This is a genomic window from Oceanospirillum linum, from assembly GCF_001995095.2.
GTDB classification, from domain to species: domain Bacteria; phylum Pseudomonadota; class Gammaproteobacteria; order Pseudomonadales; family Halomonadaceae; genus Oceanospirillum; species Oceanospirillum linum.
This window is the reverse complement of record NZ_MTSD02000003.1, coordinates 317621-336908: the sequence shown is the minus strand read 5'-3', so window position 1 is coordinate 336908 and position 19288 is coordinate 317621. Positions and strand designations below refer to the sequence as shown.

The window sequence follows — 19288 nt, the reverse complement described above, 5'->3', positions numbered from 1 at the left end:
GATTTGCCAGCCTATCCCTCTCTTCTTATGACTAAAGTATTGTGTGTTGTTGACTTGAAGGGCAGGGTGAAAATCTTGTAGGAAAGCGAATTTATGGCGGATAATAATGATATCCCTGTAACCCAAAGATGATATTGATAATAAAAGGAACTCTAATATGGCCTTTAACCTGCAATGGGCTGATGGCAAGCCAACGCCATGGACACTGGGAAAAATTGTTTGTATCGGACGTAATTATGCGGAGCATGCTAAGGAACTGAACAACCCGATTCCGGCAAAACCGCTTCTGTTTATTAAACCGTCTACGGCAGCTGTGGATATGACTCAGCCTTTGGTGCTGCCTGAAGGTCAGGGCGAGTGTCATCATGAGGCAGAGGTTGCATTACTGGTAGGGGATACCATCCGTAAGGTGAGCCCTGAACAGGCGATGATCAATATTGTCGGTGCCGGATTGGCACTGGATCTCACTTTACGTGACCTGCAGAGTCAGCTGAAGGAGAAAGGTCATCCATGGGAGGTCGCCAAAGCTTTTGATGGTTCTGCGCCTCTTTCAGGTTTTATTCCCTGTGAGCCTTCCTGCGAGCAGTTTCTTGAAATTAATCTGGATGTGAATGGGCAGCAACGTCAGCATGGGAACACGGATCAGATGATTACTCCTATGGCGGAGTTGGTAAGCTTTATCAGCCATATCTTCACACTTGAAGCTGGGGATGTGATCCTGACGGGGACACCGGCGGGAGTTGCGGCACTGAACTCAGGTGATACGTTTGAAATGTCGATAAAGAACCGACAGCATAAGCCTCTTCTTCAGGTCTCGGGGTCTGTTGTAGTCTGATCTGATGGTTGTGAGGATGAGATGTAAAGATAAGCGACAGTGCAGGACTGTCGCTTTCTGAAAGCCTGTGATTTATTTGGCTTTAAGGCTTTTAACACCATCTGCACAGCCCAGAAGCAGTATATCTGCCGGGCGCATAGCAAATAGGCCGTTGGTCACAACACCTGTAATGTTGTTGATCTTTTGTTCGATGGTTAAAGGGTTATCGATCGGAAAATTGTACAGATCCAGAATGACGTTACCGTTGTCGGTGACGAAGTCTTCACGGTACATCGGGTTTGCACCCATTTTTACCAGTTCCCGGGCTACATAGCTGCGTGCCATCGGAATGACTTCAACCGGTAGCGGGAATCCGCCCAGAATGTCCACCTGCTTACTTTCATCAGCAATACAGATAAATGTCTGAGAGGCGGCACCGATAATTTTTTCACGGGTCAGTGCGCCACCGCCACCTTTTACCATGTGTAGGCGGCCGTTTACTTCATCTGCACCATCAACATATACCGGAACCGTGCCAACACCGTTCAAATCGTACACGGTGATACCATGAGCCTGCAGACGTTCCCGGGTTGCTTCGGAACTGGCTACGGCACCATCAAAATCCAGTTTGATGGTGGCCAGCGCATCAATAAAGAAGTTGGCAGTGGAGCCTGTACCAACCCCAGCAATGCTGTCTTTATCAATGATTTTTTTAACTTCTTCCAGTGCCGCCTGGGCAACCGCTTTTTTCAGTTCGTCTTGAGTCATGGGGATCTGAGCCTGCTTGAGATCTGTTTTAAACGCTTTTGGATAAAATTCCCGCTCATTATACGGGCTAAGCCCGGTAAGCTGTAGACGTTATCTTGCCTTAAGGCATAAGATAGTCGCCCCTATGGTAAAGCCCTATAAATAACGAATCTATTGTGTTGTGCAGAGAGTGAAGAAACAGATGTTGGAAAGATACGTAAAACGCATTTTGCAGGCTCGTGTATATGATGTAGCCAAAGAAACCCCTCTGAGTGAGGCCCGTTTTCTCTCCAAGCGCCTGAACAACACGATTTTGATTAAGCGTGAAGATCTTCAGCCCGTTTTCTCTTTTAAGTTACGTGGTGCCTACAATGCCATGGCTCAGCTGTCAGATGAGGAGAAAGCCCGGGGGGTGATCACTGCATCTGCCGGTAATCATGCTCAGGGTGTGGCGATGGCGGCAAAACATATGGGCATCAAGGCAACGATTGTGATGCCGAAAATCACCCCGGAGATCAAAGTCGCTTCCGCAAAAGCTCGTGGTGCTAAGGTGATTCTGAAAGGTGATGCTTTTGCCGAAGCTTCTCAGTACGCTCAGGAACAGGTGGCTGAAAAAGGTTACACTTATATTCCTCCCTATGATCACCCGGAGGTGATTGCAGGTCAGGGTACGGTGGCGATGGAAATTCTGCGTCAGTACCCGGCGGATATCGATGCTATTTTTGTTCCGGTTGGTGGTGGCGGCCTGATCGCAGGTATTGCTGCTTATGTGAAGTATTTGCGCCCTGAGATCAAAGTGATTGGCGTCGAAGCGCAGGACGCGGCCTGCCTGAAAGCTGCATTGGATGCCGGTGAAAGGGTTGTGCTGGATCAGGTCGGAATTTTTGCAGAAGGTGTTGCTGTTGCTCAGATTGGTGAAGAGCCATTTCGTATTGCCCGGCACTTTGTAGACGAAGTCGTCACGGTTACTACTGACGAAATTTGTGCAGCAGTAAAAGATGTGTTTGAAGATACTCGCGCGGTCTCTGAGCCTTCCGGCGCACTATCATTAGCTGGTTTAAAAAAATATGTTCAGCAAAATGCGGTGCAGGGTGAAACCCTAATCTGTATTAACTCCGGAGCTAATACCAACTTTGACCGTTTACAGCATATTGCAGAGCGTGCTGAGCTGGGTGAGAAGCGTGAAGCGATTTTAGCGGTGACGATTCCTGAGCACCCCGGTAGCTTCAAGCAGTTTTGTAAAATTGTTGGTCGTCGTATGGTGACTGAATTTAACTATCGCTATTCGGATAGTCGTGATGCCAAAATTTTTGTCGGCATTCAGCTAAAAGATATCAATGACCGGGCAGAGCTGATTCAGTCACTGGAAGAGAAGGGCTACCCGACCATCGACCTGAGTGATAATGAGATGGCTAAGCTGCATATCCGACATCTGGGCGGTGGGCGTAATGATGATGTTGAGCATGAACAGCTGTTCCGCTTTGAGTTCCCGGAACGTCCGGGAGCCTTGCTGAATTTTCTCAATAATCTGGGACAAAACTGGAACATCTCTCTGTTTCACTATCGGAATCATGGTGCTGCATATGGCCGTGTGTTGATCGGTATGCAGGTTCCTGAGCAGGATAAGAAAAAAGTTGCTGAGTACCTGGATCGTATCGGATACCGCTATTGGGATGAGAGCGAAAACCCTGCTTATCAGCTGTTTTTGCAGTAAGTGCGTGCTGAGGGTTTTCATCTGAGGTGCTGAGCTGGTGTTCTTTTTGCTTATCATTTTGAGTATCGGTTTTTGGGACAGATAGCGGCAACCATCTGCCGATAAAAAAGGTAATTGAGGTATGTATTGCAAAGCAGTCGCACCTCTATAGAATGGATAGAAAGCCTCAATCCGGATGGTTCTTTGTCCGGTCTTAGGGCATTTCGTTTTTTATTTGGTTTTAAGCTCAAGTGATAAAAGCAGGGAATAACCATGAAAAGAAAACAGCCTGATCTGGTGACAGTACTGATACTGGTATTTGGATTAGGGGTCGTGGTGACAAGCTATGCGCAGGGATTGCTCTGATTGTTTGTTGCAAGTCATCCTCTTGGTGGATGACCGGATTGCCTGACCTGAAACCTTATCAGTGACATCCTTACCGGATGCTGCCGACTCAAAACCCCACACTAATGTCGTGGGGTTTTTTGTTTGCAACATGCTAATCTGAATCAGAGGAAAGAGAGATATGATTGTCTGCTTCTGCAGGAATGCAATATCGGCTGGAATTCTGACGCTTTTCTAAGGATCGCCCGTGCAGCACTTTTTTTTGGTTGTTTTACTGGTTCTCTCGGTCAATATTGTTGCAGGCTTTTTAGGTCTGCAGTTGGCCATTCCTCCGGGTTATGCAACGGCTATATGGCCACCCTCAGGTGTGGCGCTAGCCTCTACTCTGATCTGGCGATCTCCGGGGGTTGTTGGGGTCTGGCTGGCATCTTTTCTGGTTAATATTCTCAATCAGCACGGTTTGGCGCTGCCACCGTTGGGTAGTGCGCTGTCTATGGCCTGGATCGCCAGTGCATCGGCCGCTCAGGCATTGTTTGGGGCTTTTCTGGTTCGCCGCTATGTAGGCTACCCCTCCCGGCTTAATAAGGCTGGTGACATTATCCGGTTCCTGCTTCTCGCCGGGCCAGCTGCCTGTCTGGTGAGTGCTACCTTCAGTGTGGGATATCTGGTCAGCTCCGGTGTGATGGCCCTGGAGGGGGCACAGATCAACTGGTTGACCTGGTGGATTGGCGATACGATCGGGGTGATTGTCTTTACACCTTTAATGTTTCTGGCGTTTGCTTTACCTCGCCACTACTGGCGCGCCCAGCGCCTATCTGTAGGTCTTCCTTTAGTACTGATTATCTTTTTTACCATTCTTATGTACCGACAGGGGCTGGAAAAAGAAGAAGAGACCCAGAAAAACCGTTTCGAGGGTCAGGCCCGGGCTTTTGCCTTAGCCATTCAGACTGAGCTGGATGCTCATATCAGCCAGCTTTATAACCTCAGAGGCTTTATTTATTCTGACTTTGACCTGTCGCCAGCAGACTTCGAGCGCTTTGCTAATGAGGTGCTGCAGCGTCAGGGCAGTCTGCATGGTCTTTCCTGGAATATCTATCTAAAAGGTCATGAGCGGGATGAGTTTGTGCTTCATATGCGTAATGTGTATGGCAATGTACCTTTTATGATCCAGGAGCGGCACCCGGTTTATGGGCTGGTTCGGGCTGAAAACCGAGATAGCTATGTGGTTGTGACTCTGATTGAGCCTTTTGATGTTAATCAGGCGGCATTGGGCTTTGATGTGCTCTCCAACCCCTTACGCAGAGAGGCTCTGGAGAAGGCTGTTCAGTCAGGGTTGGCCAGTGCCACTGCACCTGTTCGCCTGGTCCAGGAGGATGGCGAGCAGAAGGGCGTTCTGATTTTTTTGCCTGCTTTTCACAGCAGGAGTACACCGGATAGTGAAGGTGAACGTCTTGATGCTTTGGCTGGTTATGGTGTTGCCGTTGTGCGTATGGCAGATCTGGTGAATGAAGTTCTCAGACGACATGAGCTTCAGCAGAACGGTGTAAAACTCTACCCGAAAGGTCTGGAGGACCAGCCCTATTATTTGAGCGATGGTTTCTCTAATGAAAAGAGAGATAAGCTGGCATATCGTTCGGAGATTCAGGTTGGTGCTGATGTTTGGGTGATGGAGCAGTGGGCTTCCCGGCAGCTAATGGGGTATTCCTGGGGGTTATACTTTGTCCTGACCGGCGGCTTTTTTGTATCTGCTGTGCTGGGCGGCGTTCTGTTGGTACAAGCAGGTCGCTCTGCAGAAGTTTCCCGGCAGGTTCATATACGGACCCGTGAGCTGCAAAAGAGCAATGAGTTGCTGGGGGAGTCTCAGCGTATTGCTCAGATGGGGAGTTGGGAATGGGCACATAACGGCCGCCCACATCAGTGGTCAAATGAGTTTTACCGGCTTCTGGGGTTGGAGCCCGGAGTTCATGTTGCCAGTGATGCACTTTTTTTACAGCAGGTGATACCTGCTCAGGTCTCTGTCGTTGAGCAGGCTCTGGATGCCGCTTTAAGAGGCCAGCGTCTTGATATTGAATGTACGCTTCGTAGTGAAAACGGCTCGGATCAGCGCCATCTTTCCCTTAAGGGAGAGCGTGTACTGATGGGAGGGAGCAATGCCTCCCGTAATCATTTTCTATCCATTGTTGCCCGGGACATCACAGAGCAGCGTCGGTCTGCTCAGGCGCTGGAGCTTGCCGCTATTACCTTTGAAACCCATGAGTCGATTGTGATTACTGACGCAGATACTGTGATTCAGCGGGTTAACTCAGCGTTCTGCCAGACTACAGGATATCGCAGTGATGAGGTTTTGGGTTGCAAGATCAGTATTCTCAGGTCTGGTCGGCACGGTAATAATTTTTATCGCAAGCTCTGGCAGTCGCTGATTCTGCAGGGACATTGGCACGGAGAGATTTGGAGTAAGCGTAAGGATGGTTCTATCTTCCCAGAGCTGGTGACGATTACGGCTGTTGATACTTTGGGGCAAGGGGATACCACACACTATGTTGCGGCATTCCTGGATATTACGGATAAGAAAGCCAGTGAGGAACGAATTCGTTATCTGGCTTACTATGACTCCATAACAGAGCTTCCGAACCGTGATCTCTTTATGGAGTCTCTGCGCCATCAGCTGATGCACTGTGAACGTCATAACGACTTTAGTGCGCTGATGTTTATGGACCTGGATGACTTTAAGATGCTGAATGACTCCCTCGGTCATGAGATGGGGGATGAGTTACTTAAGGCGGTTGCCGAACGGTTGAGTGCTACCTTAAGAGCGGAAGATATTTTCAGCCGCTTTGGGGGCGATGAATTTCTTTTTCTGTTACCCGGAGATGTGGACGCCGCCGATCTTGCCATGGATCAGGCTGCCCATGTGGCAGAGCGTATTCTGCAGGCATTGGAAGAACCGTTTGATCTGAAAGGGCATCGCCATAAAGTTAGTGCCAGTATCGGTATTACCTATCTGCCTCAGCCTGGGGTCGAGGCGGAAGGGTATATTCAACAGGCTGATACCGCAATGTATCGGGCTAAAAGTGCTGGTAAGGCTGCTTTCGCTTTCTATGAGCCGGAAATGCAGGTTGAAGTCATGCATCGGCTTGAACTGGAAAAGTCGATTCGTATTGCACTGGAGGAAGACCAGTTCAGGTTATTTTATCAGCCTCAGCATAGCAGTCATGGTGTGATGGTCGGCTGTGAGGCACTTATCCGTTGGCAGCACCCGGAAGAGGGCTTGATCGGCCCCGGCTCTTTCATCTGTATTGCTGAGGAGAGTACGATTATTATTGATATCGGCATGGCGGTGCTTGAAAAGGCGTGTTATCAGATGCAACTCTGGCAGGATACATCGCTCGCTCACTGTAAGGTGTCGGTTAATATCAGCTCACGCCATTTCGCTCATCCTGATTTTGTCAGTCAAATCGAATTTATGTTGGCAAAATACCCCGCTGCTAAAGGGCTTCTTTGGATAGAAATAACGGAGGGCGTTTTTCTTAAATCGGGCCAGGATCTGAATACAACGCTGCGGCACCTGGCAAAGCTGGGAGTACGTTGCTCCATCGATGACTTTGGCACGGGTTATTCATCTCTGGGTTATCTGAAAAACCTGAAAATTGATCAGATTAAGATCGCTCAGGAGTTTGTCCGGGACCTGGTGAATGATGAGAAAGACGCTCAGTTGGTGAAAGCGATTTTACAGATGGGGCTGAGCCTTGGGCTTGATCTGGTGGCTGAAGGTGTAGAAACCGAAGCTCAGTATAACTTTCTGAGGGAGTTGGGCTGTCCATGCTATCAGGGCTACTGGTTTGCCCGTCCTATGCCTGCTGATGCGCTTTTAGAGTATTCGGCAGAGCTTCAAAAGGGGCGTTTATGAGTTGTTACGCCCGATAAACACCTTGGTCACTGGCGATAGCCTGTAACGGGATATCCCAGTCCGCAATGGGTAAATCCTTTACTTTCTGGCATTCGTGAGCCAAGCCTATCATCGTTGGCTTGGCAAACCTTCTGTGACGGGTGAAGGCGAAGGTCCGGTCATAAAAGCCGCCTCCCATGCCCATACGTCCACCGTGCTCATCAAATGCCACCAGAGGGAATAGCACCAGATCCAGGTCTTCCGGTCGACAGCGGTTGCGTTTTTTATCCGCAAACCCCTTCAGTTTTGGCTCCGGGATTCCGAATCGGTTATGGGTCATCGGCGTTTTATGGTCAAAGCGAACAAACCACAGGCGGTTTTCCACCAGAGGCTGCAGTACCGGCAGGTAACAAACCTTGCCCATTTTCCGTGCCTGATCAATCAGTTGTGTCGGGTCGATCTCGCCATCATTAGGCAGGTAGATAGCAACCCGTTTTGCCTGCAGAAATTCCGGCAGTGCCAGTACCTGGGTTTTCAGGCGTGCCGATGCTTTTTTCTGTTCAGCAACACTCAGGGCGCGGCGTCGTTGACGCATCTCGCGACGAAGCTGAGTCCGGTTCAGTGTCAGAGATTCAGGTGACATATCGGGTGATGGTGAAAGGGTCGCTGTCATCGTCAGACCGGAATAGGCTTGGGAAAATTTTGGAAAGAGAGGGGGATAAAGCCCCAGAGTGCCGCTGCTGCCGTTGCCCTTGAACCAATTAGGTTCAAGGTGGGTAATCATCGAAGTACCTAAGGCTTTCCGTCGCGCGGACATGCACACGGGTACTCACGGATGATTCCCTGGGTTTGTAATTAGGCTCGAGGACGTTAACAGCTGGCGAACACCCCAGGAATCAGAGAAAGAGTATAACGCAGACAAGAAAAAAAATCAGGCGGCGTTGCTATCTTTATCATCCTGACGAAGAGCCTGAATGGCAGCGGAAAGCTTTTCATTAATACGCTGAACCTGCTCCTGTGAGTCGCTGCCTTCCCGTGTGTCGTGCAACATCTCATAGGCGATATTCAGGGCCGCCATAATAGCAATGCGCTCAGTACCGATCACTTTACCGCTATCGCGAATCTCACGCATTTTGCGATCAAGGTACTTGGCCGAGTTGATCAGGTCGTTCTGTTTATCATCGGGGCAGCCGACCACATAACTACGTTCGAGAATTTTAACTTCGACGGTTTGACTGCTCTGTGTTTCACTCATCTTGTGGCTCCGATGGCCCTAAGCGGGTTAAAAGATAACTGACTTTCTCTTCCGTGGCCTGGCGCTCTTGCGTCAGGGCTTCCAGTTCTGTGGTCTGTTGGCTAACCGTATTTTTGAGTCGCTCATTCTCCTTGCGCAGATCAACGCAAATTAAAAGCAGCTCATGTATCTGTTTTTCCAACTGATCTAAATCGTCAGTGTCCATAAAATTATCTTTAGCTGAGGATACCCGTACTATAGATCTGCGATTGTAACTGGTCAATTGACGTGAATGAATACTAACTTCCTGACAAATGAGCTTTTTCTCGTCAAAATAGGCAGTAATCCAGTGATTCGTGAACCGGTTCTCTATTATTGGGGCCTGGTTTACTGATTTTTTATTAAAGTACCTGCCGGAGAAAGGCACCCCTATGACAGATGTTCAACAGCAAACCGAAATTCAACAACCCGTTTTTGCCCGAATCAGTGATCTGTTTTTACGCCATGGCTGTTTGCATGCTCCAGCCGAGCTACATGGCGATCTCTGTGGACAGCTTTGTGCCGGACAGATACCGGATCTGGACACCTGGTTACGTCAGGCGATGCAGTTTATGGATGTGACTGAACTGGATGGCGATGAGTCTAAAGTAGAGCTGGCTGAACTGCTTGAACAAACGGAAGCGGGTATTAAAGATCAGGATTTGGGCTTTAAGTTACTGATTGCCGATGAAGACTTCTCACTGAATGAGCGCATGCAAACATTGCTGGAGTGGTGTGAAGGATTCCTTTCTGCCCTTGGCGACAACCAGACCTTTAAGGAAGGTAAGCTGTCAGCAGACCTGAAAGAAGCTCTGCAGGATCTGGAGCAGATTGCAGAAATGAACGAGCCTTTGGACGATGATGAACAAAATGAACAGGATCTGTTTGCTGTCAGTGAATATGTCCGTATGACGGCGATGATGCTTTATACCGAGTGTAACCCATCGGCTCCTCAGCTAGATGAAGCGGCCCAGGAAGCGAAGAAACTGCAATAGGCTTTATAGCCTTCGCTGGTATTACACCGTTTAGTTACTGTCACCGTATTAATAGCGTGCAGCGCATCAGATCCGGAGCAGCTGATCACTGATGTTGAATTACAGGAGTCGTTATGACGCAAGTAAGCAATACCCGACAGAAGCAGCCCCAGGCTGGAGTCAGCCTGACTGAAAAAGCTTTGATAAACCGCAATATCATTGCTGCAAAGGAAACGTATGCTATTCCCGCAAACGAGTATGCGCAAAGACGGCAGCGCTTGATGGATCAGCTGCCGGAAGGCAGTGTTGCGATTTTGCCGGGGGCTGAAATACGTTATCGCAATAACGATGCCGATTACGCCTTTCGTCAGAACAGTGATTTTTACTACCTGACGGGCTTTGCTGAAGAAGATGCCTGGCTGGTTTTGACCCCTGGCCATCAGGATGGTGACAGTCACCTGTTTTCGTTGCCAAAAGACAGGGCGCAGGAAGTCTGGACCGGCTTTCGTATCGGTCAGGATGCGGCAAAAAGTGATTATGGCATAAGCGAGGCCTACACACTGGATCAGCTGGATACCCGACTGCCAGAGCTGCTTAACGGCTCGAAACATCTGTTTTATCCGATGCAGGGCGATGATGCACTGAGCCGTCGTATCAATGACTGGAGTCAGCAGCTGCGCCAAAAGGCCCGGGCCGGGAAAGTAGCCCCGGAACAGCAGCATAATCTTTTACCTCTGATCCACGAGATGCGCTTGTTTAAAAGTGATGCAGAGCTTGAGGTGATGCGAGTGGCCGCAGAGATCTCTGCGGCAGCCCATAGCAGAGCGATGGGTGTATGCGAACCGGGCATGATGGAGTACCAGCTGGAAGCTGAATACCTCTATCACTTTATGCGTGCAGGAAGTCGAGCCCCGGCTTATAACACCATTGTCGGCGGTGGTGCCAACGCCTGCATTCTGCACTATGTGGAAAATAGCCAGCCTCTGCAGGCGGGAGATTTGGTTTTGGTTGATGCGGGCTGTGAGCTGGAGCATTATGCCGCAGATATTACCCGGACATTCCCGGTTTCCGGCAGATTCAGCCCGGAGCAGGCAGCCCTCTATCAGGTTGTTCTCGAGGCTCAGTATGCCGCTATTGATCAGGTTCAGGTGGGTCGGGACTGCCATGCTCCCCACCGGGCGGCACTGAACGTACTTTGCCAAGGGTTGTTAGACCTTGGACTGTTGGCCGGTACACTGGATGAGGTTATTGAGTCCGAGAGCTATCGTCGTTTCTTTATGCACGGCACCAGCCACTGGCTGGGTATTGATGTGCATGATGCCGGCCGCTATAAGGTCGATGGTCAATCACGGCCGTTACAGGCCGGCATGGTGCTGACGGTAGAGCCCGGACTGTATATAGCCCATGATGACGATAGTGTAGAAAAACGCTGGCAGGGCATCGGTATTCGTATTGAGGATAACGTTATCGTTACTGAATCAGGCCCTGAGGTCATCACTTCAGGCGTACCGAAAAATATTGCTGAAATTGAAGCGCTTATGGCGGGACAGGGCGTTGGCCCTACCGTTTAGCAGAGAGACCAACACAGGAGAGAGTCGGTGACAACAGCCGCTTCAGCTTCCCCGGAAGCTCATCAGGTACCCTCTTACGATATTGCCATTATTGGTGGCGGATTAGTGGGGGCAAGTCTTGCCTGTGCGCTGGAAGGCTTCGCCAAAAGGCATAACTGGTCAATTGCCGTTATTGAGGCCATCCCGACCCTGGCTTCTCCTGCTGCCGGTGACGGAGGTTCCGGCATCAAGAGCAGTTACGATGCCCGTTCAACCGCGCTCTCCTGGGGAACGCGACATATCTACGAGCAGATCGGACTCTGGCAACAGCTGGAACCCCATGTGGCGCCAATCCGAAAGATCCATGTTTCTGACAAAGGTCATCTGGGAGCTACCCGGTTGAATGCTGCGGATCATCATGTGGATGCGCTGGGATATGTTGCACCCAATATCGCCCTGGGGCAGATACTGCTCAATGGTGTTAAGCAGGCGCAGCATGTTGAATGGTTGTGTCCGTTTAAAGTGACTGGTTTTGATATTAATGCAGAGAAGCATCGGCTGACCCTAAGCCGTAGTGATGACGGCGGCGAGCATCAGATAGAGGCTGGACTTGTGGTTTTGGCTGACGGTGGACAGTCCGGGCTGAAGCAACAGCTGAATATTGTCGACCATGTCCGGCCATATGACCAGTATGCCATTGTCTGTAATCTCACCATGAGCCAGCCCCATGAAAACTGGGCATTTGAGCGCTTTACCGCAGACGGGCCTATGGCTTGGCTGCCCTTACCGGAGGCAAAAGATGTCGCACTGGTTTGGACGGTGCCTGCTGAGCAGATGGATGAGGTGAGCGAGCTTTCAGAGGCAGATTTCAAGCGCAAGCTGTTACAACTGTTTGGCCCGCGCCTGGGGGATATCGAACGTATTGGAGAGCGGCACCAGTACCCGCTGACACTGATTCGTGCCACGGAACAGGTGCGTCCCGGCTTGGCTGTTTTGGGAAATGCAGCCCACTATATGCATCCGGTGGCGGGGCAGGGCTATAACCTGGCGTTAAGAGGTGTTGCTGAGCTGGCCGGGGTGCTGCATGAAGCGGCGAATCAGGGTGGAGCACTGGGCAGCCTTTCGACTCTGCAGCGTTATCAGCAGCGCCGGGAGTCGGATCAGGATGCCGTGATCGGCTTCAGTGATGGTTTGATTCGTCTGTTTGCCAACGGTAATCCGGTACTGGGACATTTGAGAGCCGGAGGCCTGATGCTGCTGGACCGGCTGAAGCCTGCCAAACGCTGGTTTGCCCGTCAGGCCATGGGGATTGGTGGCTCCTCCGTGCGGCTTTATCCTCTTACTGAGCAGACAGAAGTCCCGGGACCAGAACAGAGAGCTGCTTATCATGAGCCCATAACAACACCGTCAGGAGAAGTCTGATGACCGATCACCAAACGCAAGCCTGTGCAGCAGACAATCTGCAGCAATACGATCTGATTATTGTTGGTGGTGGTATGGTTGGTGCTGCCATCGCCTGCGGTGTTGCCGCAACGGGAATGAAGATCGCAATTCTGGAAGCCGCGGATCAGGAACCTTTCTGGAACCCTGAACGAGTGGACCCCCGCGTAAGTGCACTGACCGAAGCCTCCCGCGTGTTTTTGGAGAGCCTGAATGTATGGCATTGTATGCAGCAAAAACGGGTGACGCCTTACCAGCAGATGAACGTCTGGGAAGCAGATGGCACCGGACATATCGAGTTCAACTGTAATGATGTTTTTGCAGAAAATATCGGCCATATCGTTGAGAACAGCGTTACCCAGACCGCCCTCGTTGACCAGAGTAAATCCTACGATAATATTCACTGGCACTGTGGAATACGAATTGAAGGCATCAGCCCTGAATTGGAAAATAAAGCAAAGCCCGGCAAGGTTCAGCGTCAGGTTTATCTGCAGGATGGCCGGGTGTTACAGGCAGGGTTGGTTGTTGCTGCAGACGGAGCCCGGTCCAGCCTGCGGGAGTGGGGTGGCTTTGAAACCCGCGAGTGGGATTATGGCCACGAAGCCATTGTCACCACGATTAAATCAGAGCAACCCCATGGGGGCACCTGCTGGCAGCGCTTTATGCCAACCGGGCCTTTAGCCTTGTTGCCGGTGACCGTTTCAGGGGATGATCATTATTGCTCTATCGTATGGTCGACCACACCGCAAGAATGTACTCGTCTAATGTCTCTGGATACGACGGATTTTTGCTCTGAGTTGTCTCTGCATTTTGAGCATAAACTGGGCCGGGTGGTCAGCTGTGATCCGCGCTACAGTTTCCCGCTGCGCCAACGTCACGCCAAACGCTACTGGCAGCCGGGGCTGGTGCTGGCCGGTGATGCGGCCCACACCATTCACCCTCTGGCGGGGCAGGGTGTAAATCTTGGCCTGCTGGATGCTGCAACTCTGGTGGAAGAGCTTACCGCCGCATGGCAGCGAAAGCAGCCTTTGGGTATTGAGCAAACACTGGGGAAATACCAGCGGCGGCGTATGCCGGATAACCTGAAAATGATGGCGCTGATGGAAGGCTTTAAACGCCTGTATGGCCCGGTACCTCTGCCTCTGCGCTGGTTGCGCAATACGGGTATGAGTCTGGTAAATAATACACCTTCGGTGAAGAAACAGCTGCTGCGGCAGGCGCTGGGTGAGCGGGATGGGCTTCCGTTTAATGCCCGGGTAAATCTGGCCTGATGCCTGGCGTGTGATGAGGCAAGAAATGAACCTCAGCCATTAAATACAGTCAGATAGCCGTTAATTATCCCATGAAATTTTTGACAGGAGACGTCATGTCCGCCATTGAAATTAAATACCTGTGGAGTGAGCAGGTTTATCTGGAAGCCAGCGATGAGCACACAAGTCTGGGTGCGGCGAACACAAAAGATAAGATTGTCACTCTTGTGGTTGGCGCGCTGATTCTGCTGAGTGTATTTATGATGTTTGAGCGTGGCTTCCAGCCTGCAGATTCTATGGCATTGGTACTGGCGGTGTACTGGTTTCTGATCCGGGGTCGTATGCACAGGAAACTACTGCTAAGCCGCTTTCAGAAAAGCGATCAGAAAGATCAGCAGATCAGTCTGCTGATTGATGATGACGGTGTCAGCGCAAAAACCGGCGAGAAAACAGAAGGTCAGTTTGGTTGGGATGATATCTCTAAAGTGGTGCGTACGCCCCGGGGCTTTCTGTTATACCGTGGCGTAAATTATATCTGGGTTCCTTTGGCTGCTTTTGCAGATGATGAGTCCTGCGAGCGCTTTGCAGCACTTTGCGAGCGAAAAGCTGGCGCTTTTGCGGATAAATCAGACGCGAAATAGTCTGCGTTGATTGCTTTAGCCCTCACTCCAGAATATACTGTCGCCTAGTAAGAGCGAGATCGTTCGGATTGCGAGCTTTAGATTACTAAAGCTTTAAAAACCTCGCCTCCCGCGAACCAGCTGGTTTTGCGCTCCGCAAAGCGGAGATAAATAGGGATCTCGGAAATATTATGCCCTGATTACTCTAACGAGTGCTCAGGGCTTTTTCTTTTGTGCCTTCCTTCGACTACGTTTCTTTGGTGTTGACCTGCCCTCGAAAGGTTTCCTCCCAGCAAAAATATTTCTGAGCAAAATCAAAAAAGGACGAGTGTTAGGTTTATTCTTGGGGTTTTTGAGCATTTTTACCCTGAAGTCGTCTTCCTCGGCTAGAAAAGCAGTTTCAATTACCATGCTTGCTTCATTGTTGGCCTTCTTGTGAAAGCGGAAGAGCACGACATAGAATCGGCTATCCGATTGAGCTTTAAAAAGCGCACTAAGGCAGGTCCGATCATCTCCTTTATTGGCCAGAGCACATATATTTTTGGGGTGTGTGTTTAGTACTTGGACAAAATCAGATAGCAGAAGTGAAGCTTGGTATTTCTCAGGACAAAACACTCTAATATCGGATGATAGTGTTTTGTTCGGTGTCTCTTGTGTGGGATCTGAGGGGGTATGTTCATACTTAAGAAGTAGATGCCCACTTTTCTTAAGCTTATCCATGTCGTCTTTGTGCTTTTCGAGAGCTCTGCTATAAACATGGTTCGTCGGTCTCACATGAATGGTAACAGTATCAATTCGACCATCTTCAAATGCAAAATTGGGAATAGTGATCTGCAAATTATAGATATGCATTAAACAGTAATCTTGCTGCTCTCCCGCAACATTGATTGTAATTGTATCCATATTGTTAGATGGCATATCTAGGCCCTGCGTCTCAGAAGACAATTATTATATATCAATGATGCAATAGCTTTTTAGTAACCGTATAACTGTGCAACCTGAGTCGAGTTTCAATAGCAGCCAATAACTGTATTGTTCGCTATAATGCGCGGCCATTGCCAAGCTGCAGCTTTGGCAAGCCCGAATTTCCCTGTCAGTGAGAAAAACACCATGTCAGAAAGTCCTTTAGTCACTCTGCGTCTGCGTAAAAATGCCGAGCGTCGTATCCGTGCCGGTCATATCTGGCTGTATAGCAACGAAGTCGATACTAAAATCTCGCCACTGCGCAATTACACCGCAGGTCAGCAGGTGATCGTTGAGGGCTATAACGGCAAGGTGCTGGGAACCGCTTATATCAATCCGCAGACGCTGATCTGTGCTCGTATGATCAGCCAGAACCCGGAGCAGGTACTGGACAAATCCCTGCTGGTGCACCGTATTAAGGTCGCACTGGGTCTGCGTGAGCTGGCCTTCCCGACACCGCACTACCGTTTGGTGTACGGGGAAAGTGATCTGCTGCCGGGTCTGGTTGTGGATCGTTTTGGCGATGTGCTGTCGGTACAGTTGAATACCGCCGGTATGCAGGTGTTGGAAGACGACATTCTGGACGCACTGGAGAAGGTGGTTAAGCCCCAGGCGATTGTCCTGCGTAACGACGGTGGCATGCGCAAGCTGGAAGGTCTGGCAGAAGAGACCCGTGTGGCCCGTGGTACGCTGCCGGATGAGGTTTATCTGGAAGAGAATGGCGTTAAATTCCATGTGCCGATTCTGACCGGCCAGAAAACCGGTTGGTTCTACGATCACCGTATGAACCGTGCTCGTCTGCAGCATTACTGCAAAGGCAAAAAAGTGCTGGATCTGTTCAGCTATGTGGGTGGCTGGGGTGTTCAGGCCGCCGCTGCTGGCGCAAGTTCTGTGCTCTGCGTTGACGCCTCAGAAACCGCTCTGGATGAAGTGGAAAAGAACGCCAGCCTGAACGGTGTGCAGGATAAAGTGGAAACCATGCTGGGTGATGCCTTTGATGCCCTGAAACAGCTGATTCAGGAAGGCGAGCGCTTTGATGTGATCGTGCTGGACCCGCCCGCCTTTATCAAACGCCGCAAAGATATCAAAAACGGTGAGCTGGCTTATCAGCGCATCAACCAGCTGGCGATGCGCCTGCTGGAAAAGGACGCCATCCTGATCTCTGCTTCCTGCTCGATGCATCTGGCTTATGATCGCCTGATCGATATCGTGCGCAGCACCTCCCGGCATGTGGATCGCCAGGCACAGATTCTGGAGCAGGGACACCAGGGAGCTGATCACCCGGTACATCCGGCGATTCCCGAAACCGCTTATCTGAAATCTCTGGTGGTTCGCGTTTTCCGTGACTGATACCCAAGGCCATAAGAACAGGTTATCCACACCGGCTGCTGAGCAAGAGGCTGTGGATAACCGAGTGACCGATTGTGTGGACGTACTGAACTGGCTGGTGCTGGAACAGGGGCAGCAGCATCCCTTCCTTTTGCCCATCAGTGTCACGTCGGATGCCATCGATCACTACGGGCACGTCAATAATGCGGTCTACCTGAAGTGGCTGGAGGAAGCGGGTTGGGCACATCTCCATCAGCTGGGTATCACTCTTGAGCGTTATGACGCCTGGGATGTCGCCATGGTGGTGCACCGGCATGAGCTGGATTATGTCGCTCCCGCCCATGAAGGTGATCAGCTGATGATGGCCACCTGGTTGGAGCGTCATAACCGCATCAGTGCCTTCCGCCGTTTTGAACTCAAGCGCATCTGTGACGGCAGGACACTCTTCAAAGCTTACAGCCATTACGTCTGCACCTATATGAGCAACGGTAAAGCCCGACGTATCCCGAAAGCGCTGACAGAGTGTTATGATCTGGCTTGTCCATCGGGCTGAGTCTGATGGCACTCTGACTTAGTATCTCCGGGACGACAACACGCTATGAAGCTCTATCTTTACCTCTCTTTCCGCCATCTTGATGTACTGCGCAATAATCGCCTGCACTTTACCGGAGCTGTGGAGCGTCAGGATCCATTTGAGATTAACCGTCCGTCTGTACGCAAGGCACCGGATCAGACCCCAATCAGTAATGACGATTTCCAGACAGAGTTACGCCGTCAGTACTCAGCACTGCCAAAGCATATGCAGGCGTTAGTCACAGAGGAGTATTTCTGTGAACAAGCCGCTAAAAAGCGCCCAGCTATTGAAAAGCAGATGCGACAACGCCAGCAACCGAAAGTCAAAAAGTTGCCGGACCCGAAAAAGCTGCAATCTTTAGCACTGTGTCGTTTTTTTAAAGCGCCGGACAACCCGGTATTATGGGAGCGCTATTGTGATAACTATAAAGGTTTTGTTATCGAGCTGGATGGCGGTCATAGCTACTTTATGCACCCGAAACACAAAGAGCAGCCACAAGTATTGCGCCCTGTTACCTATTCCAATGAGCGGCCCTCAGTGAAAGCCCGGGTACAGCCTTTTCCTTCTCTGTTTTATCGGGGCGAGGGCTGGAGCTTTGAGCAGGAAGTGCGTCTGGTTCGGCCTAAGGAAGCAGCTGATAAAGTGGCTAATACCAGTAATCAGGAATTTTTTCTGTTTAATTTTCCTCCAGGTTTGGTCAAAAAGGTGATCACGGGTTGTAATGCCTCGGCGGATGACCGTAAACAGCTAAAGCAACTGCTTTCTGTCGATCTGCGCTATAAAAAAGTAAAACAGGCCAATATCTGGCTGGACCCGGATCTGTTCGAGTTACACGTTAAACCCGCCTGACCGCTTTGCTTTCCCATCAGGTCTGGGCTTATTAAAGCTCAGGCTCTGTACTCTCTTTTTATGCTTCCCTCTTGGCTTTAAGACCGGTCAGGCCCCTCTATTTGATAGCCCGGATCACCGGGTTCCTGTCTCATATTTTCAGAAAACCACTGGATTTATTACTGGTTTTATTTCCAGTAATCGTTATGCTTTTAAGCGCTAAGTTTTTGTTTTTACTTACTTTGCCTATTAGTTGATGTCGTTATTTCTATTATTTTTCCGGGTGTGATTTATGGCAAATTTTCAAACCCATCTTGGAGGGGCGGCTCTGGGTGGTGGTTTTGTTTTATCCGGTGCATTAGTGACTGGTCTGATGTCGCTGAATGAAGCGATTGCCGGTTGGTGTCTGGTGATGATTGGTGGCATTTTACCGGATATTGATTCTGATCACTCCAATGTGGTGCGGGCACTATTTTCAATATTGGGTGGGATTGCAGCCGTGCTTTCGGTGGTGGCTTTGGCAGATAAAGTACCCCTGGCTGGGCTTTGGCTGGCAGGGGCTACCAGTTTTATCGCGGTACGTTATGGCGTCTGGTATATCTTTGCCCGCTTTACCGTGCACAGGGGGATTTTCCATTCGTTGTTAGCTGGCTGTCTGTTTGCGGTTTTTACCGCCTTTCTGGCTTATCGGGCTGTGGATTTATCGGAGGATGTCAGCTGGCTGATGGGTGTCAGTTTGTTGATAGGCTATCTGATTCACCTGTTACTGGATGAGTGCTACAGCGTGGATCTGACTAATGCCCGTATTAAGCGCTCTTTTGGCACTGCTTTTAAGTTGTTCGACTACCAAAATATTGGTAATACCATCCTGATGTTTAGCCTTCTGATGGGGCTGATTACCACGGTAGCTCCCCCCATTACTGAACTCTGGTATCTGATGACAGACCCCAGAGTACGCTGGAGCTGGCAGAAAAGCTGGTAAGGTATATAGCTTCGGATGAT

Annotated in this window: 17 protein-coding genes and 1 other RNA gene; 12 read left to right on the top strand and 6 right to left on the bottom strand. The window is 50.2% G+C overall.

Features of this window, described 5'->3' with window-relative positions; translation table 11 throughout:
* Nucleotides 1-157 precede the first annotated feature (157 nt).
* A complete protein-coding gene (locus BTA35_RS09480; protein WP_078319569.1) occupies nucleotides 158-835 on the top strand; it encodes a fumarylacetoacetate hydrolase family protein in 678 nt (225 codons plus the stop codon).
* Between the two features lie 72 nt (nucleotides 836-907).
* Here BTA35_RS09480 and rpiA read toward each other — a convergent pair whose 3' ends face one another.
* The gene (rpiA, locus tag BTA35_RS09475; RefSeq protein ID WP_078319568.1) at nucleotides 908-1582 is read right to left on the bottom strand and encodes a ribose-5-phosphate isomerase RpiA; all 675 of its coding nucleotides are present in this window, start codon (nucleotides 1580-1582) and stop codon (nucleotides 908-910) included.
* Between the two features lie 169 nt (nucleotides 1583-1751).
* Between rpiA and ilvA the strand changes: the two genes are divergently transcribed.
* Both ilvA and BTA35_RS09465 read left to right on the top strand, forming a co-directional pair.
* Nucleotides 1752-3275: a threonine ammonia-lyase, biosynthetic gene (ilvA, locus tag BTA35_RS09470; RefSeq protein ID WP_274378422.1), complete on the top strand. Its 1524-nt coding sequence runs from the start codon at nucleotides 1752-1754 to the stop codon at nucleotides 3273-3275.
* A gap of 571 nt (nucleotides 3276-3846) precedes the next feature.
* Entirely contained in the window at nucleotides 3847-7506 is a 3660-nt protein-coding gene (locus tag BTA35_RS09465; RefSeq protein WP_078319566.1) for an EAL domain-containing protein, read from the top strand.
* 4 nt (nucleotides 7507-7510) lie between these two features.
* Here the strand turns inward: BTA35_RS09465 and BTA35_RS09460 are convergent, their stop codons facing one another.
* From BTA35_RS09460 to zapB, 4 genes are all read right to left on the bottom strand, one after another.
* The gene (locus BTA35_RS09460) at nucleotides 7511-8158 is read right to left on the bottom strand and encodes a 5-formyltetrahydrofolate cyclo-ligase (protein ID WP_078319565.1); all 648 of its coding nucleotides are present in this window, start codon (nucleotides 8156-8158) and stop codon (nucleotides 7511-7513) included.
* A gap of 46 nt (nucleotides 8159-8204) precedes the next feature.
* A non-coding RNA gene (ssrS, locus tag BTA35_RS09455) (6S RNA) lies at nucleotides 8205-8384 on the bottom strand.
* A gap of 32 nt (nucleotides 8385-8416) precedes the next feature.
* Nucleotides 8417-8740: a cell division protein ZapA gene (locus BTA35_RS09450; protein WP_078319564.1), complete on the bottom strand. Its 324-nt coding sequence runs from the start codon at nucleotides 8738-8740 to the stop codon at nucleotides 8417-8419.
* Entirely contained in the window at nucleotides 8733-8945 is a 213-nt protein-coding gene (zapB, locus tag BTA35_RS09445) for a cell division protein ZapB (protein WP_078319563.1), read from the bottom strand. The genes BTA35_RS09450 and zapB overlap by 8 nt, the downstream gene beginning before the upstream one ends.
* Before the next feature lie 205 nt (nucleotides 8946-9150).
* On the opposite strand from zapB, the gene BTA35_RS09440 reads away from it, so the two are divergent.
* The 5 genes from BTA35_RS09440 (at nucleotide 9151) to BTA35_RS09420 (ending at nucleotide 14613) form a co-directional block, all read left to right on the top strand.
* Nucleotides 9151-9753: a UPF0149 family protein gene (locus BTA35_RS09440; RefSeq protein ID WP_139363646.1), complete on the top strand. Its 603-nt coding sequence runs from the start codon at nucleotides 9151-9153 to the stop codon at nucleotides 9751-9753.
* 113 nt (nucleotides 9754-9866) lie between these two features.
* Nucleotides 9867-11303, top strand: coding sequence for a Xaa-Pro aminopeptidase (gene pepP, locus BTA35_RS09435; protein WP_078319561.1), 1437 nt, complete (start codon nucleotides 9867-9869; stop codon nucleotides 11301-11303).
* Between the two features lie 27 nt (nucleotides 11304-11330).
* Nucleotides 11331-12704, top strand: a complete 1374-nt coding sequence (gene ubiH / locus BTA35_RS09430) for a 2-octaprenyl-6-methoxyphenyl hydroxylase (protein WP_078319560.1) — start codon at nucleotides 11331-11333, stop codon at nucleotides 12702-12704.
* Nucleotides 12704-13993 carry an FAD-dependent monooxygenase gene (locus BTA35_RS09425; RefSeq protein WP_078319559.1) on the top strand — a complete coding sequence of 430 codons (1290 nt, stop codon included), beginning with the start codon at nucleotides 12704-12706 and terminating at the stop codon, nucleotides 13991-13993. The genes ubiH and BTA35_RS09425 overlap by 1 nt, the downstream gene beginning before the upstream one ends.
* Before the next feature lie 95 nt (nucleotides 13994-14088).
* Complete coding sequence (locus tag BTA35_RS09420) at nucleotides 14089-14613, top strand: YcxB family protein (RefSeq protein WP_160054975.1); 525 nt, start codon at nucleotides 14089-14091, stop codon at nucleotides 14611-14613.
* Nucleotides 14614-14808: 195 nt separating this feature from the next.
* On the opposite strand, the gene BTA35_RS09415 is transcribed toward BTA35_RS09420, so the two are convergent.
* On the bottom strand, nucleotides 14809-15510 hold the full coding sequence (locus BTA35_RS09415) for a YjaZ family protein (protein WP_078319557.1): 702 nt from the start codon (nucleotides 15508-15510) through the stop codon (nucleotides 14809-14811).
* Between the two features lie 192 nt (nucleotides 15511-15702).
* On the opposite strand from BTA35_RS09415, the gene BTA35_RS09410 reads away from it, so the two are divergent.
* The 4 genes from BTA35_RS09410 (at nucleotide 15703) to BTA35_RS09395 (ending at nucleotide 19268) form a co-directional block, all read left to right on the top strand.
* Nucleotides 15703-16905: a class I SAM-dependent rRNA methyltransferase gene (locus BTA35_RS09410; RefSeq protein WP_078319556.1), complete on the top strand. Its 1203-nt coding sequence runs from the start codon at nucleotides 15703-15705 to the stop codon at nucleotides 16903-16905.
* Nucleotides 16898-17437 (top strand): acyl-CoA thioesterase, encoded by a 540-nt coding sequence (locus BTA35_RS09405; protein WP_238377548.1) that lies wholly within the window; start codon nucleotides 16898-16900, stop codon nucleotides 17435-17437. Before BTA35_RS09410 ends, BTA35_RS09405 begins: the two co-directional genes overlap by 8 nt.
* Before the next feature lie 45 nt (nucleotides 17438-17482).
* Nucleotides 17483-18307 (top strand): DUF2971 domain-containing protein, encoded by an 825-nt coding sequence (locus BTA35_RS09400; RefSeq protein ID WP_078319555.1) that lies wholly within the window; start codon nucleotides 17483-17485, stop codon nucleotides 18305-18307.
* A 271-nt stretch (nucleotides 18308-18578) separates the two neighbouring features.
* Nucleotides 18579-19268 (top strand): metal-dependent hydrolase, encoded by a 690-nt coding sequence (locus BTA35_RS09395; protein WP_078319554.1) that lies wholly within the window; start codon nucleotides 18579-18581, stop codon nucleotides 19266-19268.
* Nucleotides 19269-19288 lie beyond the last annotated feature (20 nt).